7 protein-coding genes are annotated in these 12,395 nt (G+C 77.0%); 2 read left to right on the forward strand and 5 right to left on the reverse strand.

Annotated elements, in window-relative coordinates; translation table 11 throughout:
• The first annotated feature begins 124 nt into the window (after positions 1–124).
• A complete protein-coding gene (locus tag R3E88_05830; protein MEZ4215978.1) occupies positions 125–4,606 on the forward strand; it encodes a DEAD/DEAH box helicase in 4,482 nt (1,493 codons plus the stop codon).
• Here R3E88_05830 and R3E88_05835 read toward each other — a convergent pair.
• Complete coding sequence (locus R3E88_05835) at positions 4,519–6,480, reverse strand: hypothetical protein (protein MEZ4215979.1); 1,962 nt, start codon at positions 6,478–6,480, stop codon at positions 4,519–4,521. The genes R3E88_05830 and R3E88_05835 overlap by 88 nt on opposite strands.
• A 72-nt stretch (positions 6,481–6,552) precedes the next feature.
• On the reverse strand, positions 6,553–8,115 hold the full coding sequence (locus R3E88_05840; protein ID MEZ4215980.1) for a TIGR03790 family protein: 1,563 nt from the start codon (positions 8,113–8,115) through the stop codon (positions 6,553–6,555).
• Between the two features lie 207 nt (positions 8,116–8,322).
• On the opposite strand from R3E88_05840, the gene ettA reads away from it, so the two are divergent.
• Positions 8,323–9,999, forward strand: coding sequence for an energy-dependent translational throttle protein EttA (ettA, locus tag R3E88_05845; protein MEZ4215981.1), 1,677 nt, complete (start codon positions 8,323–8,325; stop codon positions 9,997–9,999).
• Between the two features lie 9 nt (positions 10,000–10,008).
• On the opposite strand, the gene R3E88_05850 is transcribed toward ettA, so the two are convergent.
• The 3 genes from R3E88_05850 to R3E88_05860 all read right to left on the reverse strand — a co-directional run bounded on the left by R3E88_05850 (position 10,009) and on the right by R3E88_05860 (position 12,358).
• Positions 10,009–10,248, reverse strand: a complete 240-nt coding sequence (locus tag R3E88_05850; protein MEZ4215982.1) for a hypothetical protein — start codon at positions 10,246–10,248, stop codon at positions 10,009–10,011.
• Between the two features lie 97 nt (positions 10,249–10,345).
• Complete coding sequence (locus tag R3E88_05855) at positions 10,346–11,833, reverse strand: VWA domain-containing protein (GenBank protein MEZ4215983.1); 1,488 nt, start codon at positions 11,831–11,833, stop codon at positions 10,346–10,348.
• A 135-nt stretch (positions 11,834–11,968) separates the two neighbouring features.
• Entirely contained in the window at positions 11,969–12,358 is a 390-nt protein-coding gene (locus R3E88_05860; protein MEZ4215984.1) for a DUF4345 family protein, read from the reverse strand.
• Positions 12,359–12,395: the final 37 nt, after the last annotated feature.

Here is a 12,395-nt window from a genome sequence, read left to right on the forward strand (position 1 = left end):
CGAGCGCGGCGGCGGCGGCGCGAGACCCGGCCGCGCGGCGCCCCCCGCGCCGCGGCGCGCCCAGCCTACCGCCTCGCGCGCGCGGCGGGGTAGCTCGCGGCGACTGCTACGTTCGCCCGCCGTCATGGATGCACTCGCCGGCTTCCACCCCGCCGTGCGCACCTGGTTCGAGCGCCGCTTCCCCGACGGCCCGTCCGAGCCGCAGGAGCGGGGCTGGCCGGCGATCGCGCAGGGCCGCGACACGCTGATCGCGGCGCCGACGGGCACCGGCAAGACGCTCTCCGCCTTCCTCGTGTGCATCGACCGGCTCTTCCGCGCGGCGGCGCGCGACGGCGCGGGCGCGCGCTTCGAGCTGCGCGCCGACGACGCGCCCCCGGCCGCGCCGCTTCCCCCGACCGAGGTCGTCTACGTCTCGCCGCTGAAGGCGCTCGCGGCCGACATCCACCAGAACCTCGAGGCGCCGCTCGCCGAGATCCGCGCCGTCGCGCGCGAGCTCGGCCTCGCAGTGCCCGACGTGCGCGTCGCGCTGCGCACCGGCGACACGACCGCGAGCGAGCGCGCGTCCATGCTGCGCACGCCGCCGCACCTGCTCGTGACGACGCCCGAGTCGCTCTACCTGCTCGTCACCTCCGAGCGCGGGCGCGAGATGCTGCGCGGCGTGCGCACGGTGATCGTCGACGAGATCCACGCGCTCGCGCGCGACAAGCGCGGCGCGCACCTCGCGCTCACGCTCGAGCGGCTCGACGCGCTGTGCGCGCCCGCGCGCCCCGTGCGCATCGGGCTCTCGGCGACGCAGCGCCCGATCGGCACCGTCGCGCGGCTGCTCGTGGGCGCGGGCGAAGGCCGCAGCGAGCCCGACGGCGCGGCGCGCTGCGCGATCGTCGACGCCGGCCACCGCCGCGCGCTCGACCTCGCGCTCGAGCTCCCCGACGACGAGCTCGAGGCCGTGACCTCGCTCGAACAGCTCGGCTGCGCGCTCGACCGCATCGCCGCGCTCGTCGCCGGGCACCGCACGACGCTCGTGTTCGTGAACACGCGGCGCATGGCCGAGCGCATCGCGCACCTGCTCGCCGAACGGCTCGGCGACGACGCCGTCGCCGCGCACCACGGCAGCCTGTCGAAGGAGCGGCGGCTCCGCGTCGAGGCGCGGCTGCGCGCGGGCGACCTGCGCGCGCTCGTCGCGACGGCGTCGCTCGAGCTCGGCATCGACGTCGGCCCGGTCGAGCTCGTCTGCCAGCTCGGCTCGCCGCGCAGCATCGCGACGTTCCTGCAGCGGGTCGGTCGCTCCGGTCACTCGCGCCACGCGACGCCGAAGGGGCGCCTGTTCCCGCTCACGCGCGACGAGCTCGTCGAGTGCGCGGGCCTGCTGCGCGCGGTGCGCGCGGGGCGCCTCGACCGCCTGCGCCCGGCGCGCCTCCCGCTCGACGTGCTCGCGCAGCAGATCGTCGCCGCCTGCGCGGCCGACGACTGGCGCGAGGACGACCTCTTCGCGCTCGTGCGCGGTGCCGCGCACTTCGCCGACCTCGCGCGCGCCGACTTCGACGAGGTCGTCGCGATGCTCGCCGAGGGCATCCAGACGGGGCGCGGCCGGCGCGCCGCGTACCTGCACCGCGACCTCGTGAACGGCGTCGTGCGCGCGCGCCGCGGCGCGCGCATCGCGGCGCTCACGTCCGGCGGCGCGATTCCCGAGCGCGCCGACTACCGCGTCGTGCTCGACCCCGACGACACGTTCGTCGGCACGGTCGACGAAGACTGGGCGATCGAGAGCATGGCGGGCGACGTGTTCCTGCTCGGCAGCACGTCGTGGCGCATCCGGCGCGTCGAGGCCGGCGTCGTGCGCGTCGTCGACGCGCAGGGCGCGCCGCCGACGATCCCCTTCTGGCTCGGCGAGGCGCCGTCGCGCACCGAGGAGCTCTCGACCGAGGTGTCGCAGCTGCGCGCCGCGCTCGCGCCCTTCCTCGCGCGCGGCGAGCTCGCGGCCGCGCGCGCGTGGCTGGCCGACGAGTGCGGGCTCGGGCCCGACGCGCAGGACCAGCTCGCGCGCTATCTCGCCGCCGCCCACGGCGCGCTCGGCGCGCTGCCGACGCAGGGCGAGATCGTGCTCGAGCGCTTCTTCGACGAGAGCGGCGGCATGCAGCTCGTCGTGCACGCGCCGTTCGGCGGCCGCACCAACCGCGGGCTCGGGCTCGCGCTGCGCAAGCGCTTCTGCCGCACGTTCGACTTCGAGCTCCAGGCGGCCGCGAACGACGACGCCGTCGTGCTCTCGCTCGGCCCGCAGCACAGCTTCCCGCTCGAGGACGTGCCGCGCTTCCTGCACCGCGACACCGTGCGCGAGGCGCTCGCGCAGGCGGTGCTCGCGTCGCCGATGTTCACGGCGCGCTGGCGCTGGAACCTGAACCGCTCGCTCGCCGTGCTGCGGATGAAGGGCGGTCGCCGCAACCCGCCGGCCATCCAGCGCATGGAGAGCGACGACATCATGGCCGCGGTCTTCCCCGGCCTCGCGCAGTGCCAGGAGAACGCGAGCGGGCCGATCGAGATTCCCGACCATCCGATCGTCCGCCAGACGCTCGACGACTGCCTGCACGAGGCGATGGACGTCGAACGGCTCGAGCAGCTCGTCGGCGACCTCGCGAGCGGCGCGGTCGCCGTGCGCTGCATCGACACGACCGAGCCGTCGCCGCTCGCGCACGAGATCCTGAACGGGCGCCCGTACACGTTCCTCGACGACGCGCCGCTCGAGGAGCGGCGCACGCGCGCGGTGAAGCTGCGCCGCGGCCTGCCCGTGGAGGCGCGCGAGCTCGCGCGCCTCGACCCCGACGCGATCGCGCGCGTGCGCGACGAGGTGCGCCCCGCGCCGCGCGACGCCGACGAGCTGCACGACCTGCTGCTGCAGACGGTCGCGCTGCGCCCCGAGCTCGCGTGGCGACGCATGTTCGACGAGCTCGTCGCGGCCGGGCGCGCCGCGCTCGCGTCGCCGGACGGCGCGGGGCTGTGGGTGGCGACGGAGCGCAAGCGCGACGTCGCCGCGCTCTGGCCGGACGTCGCGTTCGCGCCCGACGCGCCGCTGCCCGCGGCGCTCGCCGCCACCGCGGCGCGCGAGCCCGAGCGCGTCGCGGCCGAGGCCGTGCGCGGGCACCTCGAGCTCACCGGGCCCGCGGCGCTCGGTGTCCTCGCGGCGCGGCTCGCGCTGCCCGCGGTCGCGGTCGAGCAGGGGCTCGCGATCCTCGAGGCCGAGGGCTTCGCGCTGCGCGGTCGCTTCGAGACGCACGTGCGCGACGCGGGCGGCGCCGACGCCGCACAGGAGCAGTGGTGTGCGCGGCGGCTGCTCGCGCGCATCCACCTCTACACGCAGGAGCGGCTGCGAAAGGAGATCGAGCCCGTCACCGCGCGCGACTTCCTGCGCTTCCTGCTGCGCTGGCAGCACGTCGCGCCGGGCACGCTCCGCGAAGGGCGCGCGGGCACGCTCGCCGCGATCGAGCAGCTGCAGGGCTGCGAGCTCGCGGCCGGGAGCTGGGAGTCCGACGTGCTGCCCGCGCGCGTCGATGGCTTCCGCGCCGAGCACGTCGACGCGCTCTGTCTGTCGGGCGAGATCGCGTGGGGCCGCCTCTCGCCGCGCGCGTCGGCGCGCGCGGACGACGCGCTCGCGCCGGGCGAGGCCGACGACTCCGCGCCGAGCGCGCCGCGCGGCGGGCTCGCGCCGTCCCGCCGCACGCCGCTCGCGCTCGTCGTGCGCGCCGACGCCCCCTGGCTGCTCGCCGCGCACCGCGGCGACGCCGTGCCGCTCGAGCCCGGGCCCGGCGCCGCGCGCGACGTGCTCGAGGCGCTGCGCGCGCACGGCGCGCTCTTCCACGGCGAGCTCGTGCGGCGCACGGGCCGCCTGCCCGTCGAGGTGGAGGAGGCGCTCTGGGATCTCGTCGCGCGCGGGCTCGTCGCGGCCGACGGCTTCCAGGCCGTGCGGTCGCTGCTCGGCTCGCGCGAGCGGCACGCGCGGCGCGCCGTGCAGCGCCGCACGCGCCGCGGGCTGCGGCGCGGCGCGCGCGGTGCGGCGAGCGCGGAAGGCCGCTGGTCGCTGTTCCCGGAGAGCGCGTGCGCGGGAGCCGCCGACGAGGACGAGCTCGGCGCGCCGCTCGCCGCGAGCGACGGCGACGGCGACGGTGCGGTCGCCGCGCGCTTCGACGCGGACGAGCTCGCCGAGGCCGTCGCCGAGCAGCTGCTCGCGCGCTGGGGCGTCGTGTTCCGCGACCTCGTCGCGCGCGAGACGCTGGCCGTTCCGTGGCGCGACGTGCTGTGGGCGCTGCGGCGGATGGAGGCGCGCGGGACGATCCGCGGCGGTCGCTTCGTCACCGGCTTCGTGGGCGAGCAGTACGCGCTCCCGGGCGCGGTCGAGGCGCTGCGGCGCACGCGGCGCATGCCGCGCACGGGCGAGCGCGTGCGCATCGCGGCGGCCGACCCGCTCAACCTCGTCGGCATCCTCACGCCGGGGCCGCGCATCGCGCCGCAGCGCAGCGCGTGGATCGTCTACGAGGACGGTGCGCCGCTCGGCGCGGACGGGCTCGCGCCGCTCGGCGCGGGCGAGCCCTCGTCGCTCGGCGCCGGCCCGGCCTGATCGGCGTCGGTCGCCGCACCGCCCGCTCCCGGGCCGGGCGCGCGCGTCCCCTCCGCAGCGCGAGCGCCGGCGCGGTCTTCCGATTCCGATGCCTGCTCGAGCGCGCGCAGGCGCGCTGCGAGCGGCGCGTTTCCGGGGTCGAGCCGCGCGGCCTCGCGCATCGCGGCGAGCGCTCCGGCCGCGTCGCCCTGCGCGTGCCGTGCGAGCGCGAGGGCGGCGTGCGGCGCCGAGTGCGAGGGCGCGATCGCGATCGCGCGCTCGAGTGTGCGCGCGGCCGCCGCGGCGTCGCCCGCGCCGAGCTCGGCGAGCCCGAGCAGGTACCACCCGAGCGCGTCGTCGGGCGCGCGCTCGATGGCCGCGTTCGCGTGCGCACGCGCGTCCTGCGCGCGCCCGAGCTCGACCTCGAGCTGCACGAGCGACTCGAGCGCGAGCGGCTCGCCGGGCTCGAGCTCGTGCGCGCGCAGGGCGTGCGCGAGCGTGCGCTCCGCGTCGCCGCGCCGCCGGTGCTCGCGCGAGAGGATGGAGTGCACGAAGGACGACTCGCCCGAGTCGCGCAGCACGCTCTCGAACAGCGCGACCTGATCGTCCCAGATCGCGACGCGCGCGGGCAGGAGCGCCGAGAACGCCGCCGCGAACGCGACGCCGAGCGCGATCGCCGCGCGGCGCGGCAGCGCGGCGACGGCGAGCGCGAACGCCGCGGTCGGCACGTAGAGGAAGCGGTCCGCCATCGCGATGCCGGCGAGCGCGGGTGGCCAGCAGAGCGGCAGCAGCGTCGCGGCGAAGAGCGCGGGGGGGAGCGCGGCCGCGCGGCGGCGCGCGAGCCCGCGCGCGAACGCGAGCGCGAGCAGCGCGACGACGAGCGCGCCCGCCGCGGCGCGCAGCGGCGAGAGCGCCGGCACCTGCCGGAGCGCGGAGAGGTTCACCGGCGCGACGACCGAGAGCGCGTAGTCCGCGACGACGCCGAGACCGACGCCGAATCGCGCGAGCGCGCCCTCGGGCAGCGGGACGCTCTCGCGGCCGAGCGCGAGGCCGGGGATCGAGAGCCGGATCGCCACCGCGATGGCGGCGGCGACGACGACGAGTGCGACGGCGCGCGCGCGCGACGCGCGCAGGGGCGCGCTCGCGCGCGCGCTGCCGCTGTCGCTGTCGCTGCCCATGCCCGTGTCCGTGCGCAGCCACGCCGCGAGCGCGACGACCGGCGCGCCGAGCAGCGCGACCTCCTTCGCGAACGCGCCCGCGAGCACGAGCGCCGCAGGCGCGATCGCGGCGCCGCGCAGCGCGAGCGCGATCGCGGCGAACAGGAACACGCTCGCGACCGGATCGCTGCGGCCCATGATCAGGCACACCGGCTCGGCGTGCGCCGGGTGGAGCGCGAACAGCACGGCCGCCAGCGCGGCGCGCCACTCCTCGCGCGGGCCGTCGCGGCGCGCGGCGCCCGGTGCGAGGAGCGCGAGGGCGAGCGCGAAGAGCGCGATCGCGGACGCGGCGTGCCAGGCGAGGTTCGTCGCGTGGAAGCCCGCGGTCGCGTCGCCGAAGAGCGCGCGGTCGAGCGCGAGCGTCGTCGTCACGACGGGGCGGTAGTAGCTGGCGCCGTCGCCGCGCGTCGCGAAGAGCGGCTCGAACGGCTGGACCCAGAGGCGCGCGAGGCCGCGCACGCCGTCGACGTCGAGCCCGGGGCCGATGGCGAACCGGTCGTCCCACACGAGCGCGTCGTCGAGCGACGACAGGTAGGGCGCGACGGCCGCGATCGCGCACAGCGCGATCCAGCCGGCGCGACGGGCGCGCCGCGCGCGGCGCGCCGCGCCGGAGACCGCGCCGCGATCGCGGTATGCGCTCTCTCGTGCGTCGTCGCGCGCGGGGGATTCGGGCGCCACGGAACCTCCTCGCCCGCGCGGCGGTGCGGCGGCAGTAGTTGTACCCGATGCCGCCCGCGCCGCGCCCGTGCGCTAGTCGCGCCCGTCCGCCGCGCTCGGCCCGGGCGGCTGGAAGACGGCGAGCTGCGCGATCGCGACGTCCGTCTCGTCGACGCGCCCGTCGCCGTCGAGGTCGTGGTCCGCGTCGTATGCGCCGGCCTTCGCGGTCAGCGCGATCCACTCGACGTCGCCGCGCTCGTCGAGCGGGAAGACGGCGCCCCACGACGTCGTGACGACGCCGTCGCCGTCGACGTCGGCGTCGCAGGCGTTGCCGTAGCCGTCGCGGTCGCTGTCGCGCTGGTCCGGGTCGGGGACGTCGGTGCACACGTCGCGGTCGTCGGGAACGCCGTCGCCGTCGCGATCGCGGGGGCGACCCGGGCGCGCGGGCGGCGCCTCGAGGCGCAGCATCGGGTCGCCCACCCACGTGTGCATCCACCCGAGGAAGGGCACGCTCGACCAGTAGGCCTCGACCGCCGGGACGCCCTCCGCATAACGACCGAAGAGCACGTCCGGGCGCGGGACGGCGGCGAGCATCGGCTCGGCCACGTGGCCGCCGACGCCCGCCACGCCGAGCGCGAGCAGGTCCATCGCGAGCGACTGCCCGTAGGTCGCGCCGGCCGTGAACGTGCGCGCGCCCGTGCTGACGAAGTCGACCGCGACGGCGCGCGGCGCGAAGCGGCCGGGATGGACGTGCCCGCCGAACGCGCCGTAGTACGGCCGCGGCGGGTGGTCGGGATCGTTGCTGCCCCACGAGGCGTAGGCCGCGATCGCCGGCGCGTCGCGCACCTCGTCGGGGCCGTCGTCGCGCTGCACGGGCACGCGCGCCGCGCCGAGCGCGGCGGCCGCCGCGCCGAGCAGCCGCGCGTTCGCGACGCCCATGCCGCCGCGCAGGCGGGCGTTGCCGTCGAGGACCCAGGCGCGGGCGGCGTCCGGCTCGGGCCGCGCCTCGGCCGCCTCGACGAGCGCGCGCACGCTCGCGGGCACGGCGCCCGGTGCGTCGCTCGCGGCGATGGGGCCGGTGAGGCGCGCGACGAGGTAGCGCGGCAGCGCGTCCGCGCCGCGCCGCGCGCGGAAGTCGCGGAAGCGCTCGCGCGAGCGGAAGTACGGGTTGGGCGTGCGCGCGACGCCCGGCGCCTCGTCGAGCGTCGTGCCGAGCAGCATCAGCTCGGCGTCGACCGAGGCCTGCAGCGAGTCGCGCAGCCGCACGTCGAGCGCAACGCGCTCGGCGTCGATGCGGAGCGGCACGCCCTTCGTCGTGACGATCACCTCGATCGCGTCGCGCAGCCCGCTGCGGTCGAGGTGCGCGGCGATCGGATCGCGCACGAGCGTGCGCCAGCGCTCGCGGTCGATCGTCTCGTGCGCGTCGGTCCGCAGCGCGGGGTCGGCGACACCGACCGCGATGCGCGCGACGTTGCGCGCCGGGATGCCGCGCCGCTGCGCGTACCACTCGCCGATCGCGACCGAGACCGGGCTCTCGACGTTGACGACGACGAGCACGCGCTCGGGGGCGTCGCCGCCGCAGGCGGCGGCGAGCACCGCGCACGCGAGGACGCATGCGCACGCGCGCGCGATCGGCGTCGGGAGCGGGCGCGGCACGTCGGGCCTCCCGCAGCCTCGGGTGGGGTCGGGGGTTCGAAGCGGCCGCGCAGTCTATCCCCCGATCCGGGCCGGCGCCTTCGCCCGGCGCTGCGCGCCGCCGGGCTCGGATGCGCGCGCGCGGCCAGTGGTTATGCTCCCGGCGCTTCGCACCCAGATCTGGAACGACTCCCGCGCGCGGGCGGCGCGCGGACGGAGGGCTTCGCAGTGGCGCACGAGTTCGTCTTCACGATGCAGGACCTGCGGCGCGTCGTCGGCGAAGGGCGCGTCATCCTCGACGGCATCACGCTCGCGTTCCTGCCCGGCGCGAAGATCGGCGTGCTCGGCCACAACGGCGCCGGCAAGAGCTCGCTGCTGCGCATCATGGCCGGGCTCGACCAGGACTTCACGGGCGAGGCGAAGCCCGCGCCCGGCGTGCGCATCGGTCTGCTCTCGCAGGAGCCCGTGCTCGACGAGTCGAAGGACGTGCTCGGCAACGTGATGGAGGGCGTCGCGCCCGTGCGCGACCTGCTCGCGCGCTTCGAGGAGGTCTCGAACAAGTTCGCCGAGCCGCTCGAGGACGACGAGATGAACGCGCTGCTGGAAGAGCAGGGCAAGCTACAGGACCAGATCGACGCGGCCGGCGGCTGGGAGCTCGAGCGCACGCTCGAGGTGGCGATGGACGCGCTCCGCTGTCCGCCGGGCGACACGCCGGTGGCCACGCTCTCGGGCGGCGAGCGGCGCCGCGTCGCGCTCTGCCGGCTGCTCCTCTCGAAGCCCGACCTGCTCCTGCTCGACGAGCCCACGAACCATCTCGACGCCGAGTCGGTCGCGTGGCTCGAGCGCTTCCTGCAGGAGTACCCGGGCACGGTCATCGCCGTCACGCACGATCGTTATTTCCTCGACAACGTCGCCGGCTGGATCCTCGAGCTCGACCGCGGCAAGGGCATCCCGTGGAAGGGCAACTACTCCTCGTGGCTCGACCAGAAGCGCAAGCGCCTCGAGGTGGAGGAGAAGCAGGCGAGCGCGCGCGCCAAGACGCTCGAGCGCGAGCTCGAGTGGATCCAGATGAGCCCGCGCGCGCGCCAGGCCAAGAGCAAGGCGCGCGTCAACGCCTACGAGAAGCTGCTCGAGCAGAACCAGTCGAACGTCGACCGCAAGCTCGAGATCGCGATCCCGACGCCGCCGCGGCTCGGCGACAAGGTCGTGCGCGTCGAGCACCTGCGGAAGGGCTACGGCGACCGGCTCCTGATCGACGACCTCACGTTCGAGATCCCGCCCGGCGCGATCGTCGGCGTGATCGGCGCGAACGGCGCGGGCAAGTCGACGCTGTTCCGCATGATCGCCGGCCAGGAGGAGCCCGACGGCGGCGCGATCGAGCTCGGCGACACCGTCTCGCTCGCCTACGTCGACCAGCTGCGCGACCACCTCGCCGCGGACAAGACGGTCTACGACGTGATCAGCGGCGGCGAGGACGTGATGCAGGTCGGTCGGCGCGAGGTGCCGTCGCGCGCCTACGTCGCGTCGTTCAACTTCCGGGGCCCCGACCAGCAGAAGCTCGTCGGCGCGCTCTCGGGCGGCGAGCGCAACCGCGTCCACCTCGCGACGCTGCTCAAGAGCGGCGGCAACGTGCTCCTGCTCGACGAGCCCACGAACGACCTCGACGTCGACACGCTGCGCGCGCTCGAGGACGCGCTCGTCGAGTTCCCCGGCTGCGTCGTGATCACGTCGCACGACCGCTGGTTCCTCGACCGCATCGCGACGCACATCCTCGCCTTCGAGGGCGACAGCCACGTCGAGTGGTTCGAGGGCAACTACCAGGACTACGAGAAGGACCGCCGCCGCCGGCTCGGCGCCGACGCCGACCAGCCGCACCGCCTCAAGTACCGGCGGATCGACGCGTAGCGGACGCGCCTAGCGCGAGCGCGCCGTCCGTCGCGCGCGGCGCCACTCGAGCAGGCCGACGGCCGCGAGCACGGCGGCCGCGAGCGCGACCGCGTGGACGGGCTCGCCGAGCCAGTGGGCGGGCGTTCCGGCGTGCGACGGGTCGCCGTGGCCGGGGTGCGCGGCGGCGGGATGGGCGAGCACGGCCGCGCCGAGCAGCGCGAGCGCGCGGGCGCACGTCCCGGGGATCGAGAGCGGCTTCGTCGTCATCGCGTCTTCCCTCCGCGGGCCGCGTTCGCTGCGGCCGCGCCGCGCCGGGCGGCGCCGCATGCTCCCACGTCCCCGCGCGCGGCACAAGGCGCGCGCGTCACTCGCCGCCGCCGTCCTCGGGCTCGATCGTGACCTCGCGCCGTCGCTTCATGCGCTCGAGGCGCTGGCGCTCGGCCTCGCGCAGCCGCTCCTTCACGAGCGAGCCGTCGAACTCGAACTCGTGGTCGACCGCGGCGTGTTCGTCGTCCGAGCTGCGCGCCTCGATGTGCAGGCGGTTGTGCCCGAACGCGACGGGCACGGTGCCGCGGAAGCGCCCGCCCGTCCCGTACGCGAGCCCGTCCGCGTCGGCGCCGAGCGTCTCGTTGCGCACCGAGATCGAGGTGACGTAGGGCATGCGGATGTCGCGCAGGTAGTCGCGCGCCTCGTCGGGGCGCAGCACCTGCGTGAAGCGCCCGCGGTTGTCGCGGAGCATCTCGGCGACGAGCGTCGAGGGCTCCGACGACGCGCCGCCGAGCGCGTAGAGGTGCAGCGCGACACCGTGCTCGTGCGCGCGGCGCGCGAGGCCGAGCACCTGCGCGCGCGCGTTCGCCGGCTGCTGCGCGTCGGGGCCGAAGGGCAGGGCGCGCGTGCCGTCGGCGAGCATCACGAGCAGCTTGCGCGCGTGCGGGCGCGCCCCGGCGGCATCGCCGCCCGTGAACTGCAGGGCGTCGAGCGCGAAGGCGAGCCCGCTCGCGAACGTGGGGGCGCCCGCCGCGCCGCGCGCGCCGAGCGCGACGAGCGCGCGGTCGAGCGCGGCGGCGTCGTCGGTGAGCGCGATCTCGGTGCGCGCGCCCGTGTGCTCGCCGCGCCGCGGCCGCACGTTCGGATGGCTGACGACGCCGATGCGCGTCTCGCCGAGCCGCGGGCGCGCGCGCTCGACGAAGGCGCGCGCCGCCTCGACCTGCGCGGCGAGCAGACCGCGCGCGCCGACGTCGGCCGACGTGTCGATCGCGATCACGACGTCGTAGTCGGCGCCCTGGAGGCCGCCGAGCCGCACGCTCCCCTCGACCGTCGCGACCGGCTCGGCCGCGCGCAGCGGCATCTGCGACGAGGGCGACGCCACGTCGATCGTCATCGCGCCGAAGCCGTCGCCGTCGCGCGAGACGGCGCAGCGCTCCATCACGTCGGGGTCGAAGACGTCGATGCCGCGCACCCACGAGGGCGCCGGGACGTGCGCGTCCGGCGGCTCGACGCAGCGCCAGCGCAGCTCGTTCCACAGCACGCCCGCGTCCTCGAGCTGGCACGTCTCGACGGGGACGCGCGCGTGCGCGGGATGCGCGACCCACTTCCGCTCGGGGCGGTGCCAGACCTCGAGCTCGATCTCGCTCCCGCGGCAGGACGCGCGCGGATAGAAGACGTAGACGGGGTCGCGCGGCCAGCCGACGAGCGAGTCGGTGGGCTCGAAGAGCTCGGGCGGCGCCGCCGCGCCGGGCCGCGGGCCGAGCACCGCGAGCGCGAGCGCGACGAGGTGTGCGAGGACGAGCGCGCGCACGAGGGCGAGCGCGCGCGTCGCGGTCGGAGGGCGGGTGGCGGAGCGGGGGGTCACGGGTGGCTCGGGGTCTCGTGCGAAGCGCGCGGCCGCGCCGCGGGCGGCGCGGAGCGTAGCGCGGGCTCCGGCGCGGCCGCTGCGGCCACCGCGCGCCTCCGGCCGTGCGGCCGCGCCCGCGGGCCGTCCTGGATGTTAGGCGCCCGCGGTCGATCCGCGGCGCAGGAGGGCCGCGACGAGCGCGACCGAGCCGAGCTCGAGGACGAGCGCGCCGTTCGTGTAGGCGCCGAAGCTGCCGTCGACCACCGCGCCCGCGAGCCGCACGCTGCCGAGCCCGGCCGTCAGGCAGCCGAGCGTGACGAGCGCGGCGCGCGCGTGCGCGGCGCGCACGAGCCCGAGCAGCGCGATCGCGCCGATCGCCGCCTGCGCGCCGCCGTACATCGCGCGCAGCTCGGTCGTCCCGGTCGCGGTCGTCGCCGCGACCCCCGCGATGCCGGCGAGCGCATCGGGGCTCGCCGCGAGGTAGAGGCCGTAGGGCAGCCAGACGAGCACCGAGAGCCCCAGGAACACGCGCACTCCGGTCATCGACACCTCCGTGCGCGGCGTCCGGCCGCGCGTTCGC

The sequence above is a fragment of the Myxococcota bacterium genome, from assembly GCA_041389495.1.
GTDB lineage: Bacteria > Myxococcota_A > UBA9160 > UBA9160 > UBA4427 > JAWKRT01.

Bases quoted from the DNA above. Each gene is read 5' to 3' on its own strand.
- R3E88_05830 (MEZ4215978.1), top strand. From the start codon at position 125: ATGGATGCACTCGCCGGCTTCCACCCCGCCGTGCGCACCTGGTTCGAG.
- R3E88_05850 (MEZ4215982.1), bottom strand. From the start codon at position 10,248: ATGACGACGAAGCCGCTCTCGATCCCCGGGACGTGCGCCCGCGCGCTC.
- R3E88_05860 (MEZ4215984.1), bottom strand. From the start codon at position 12,358: ATGACCGGAGTGCGCGTGTTCCTGGGGCTCTCGGTGCTCGTCTGGCTG.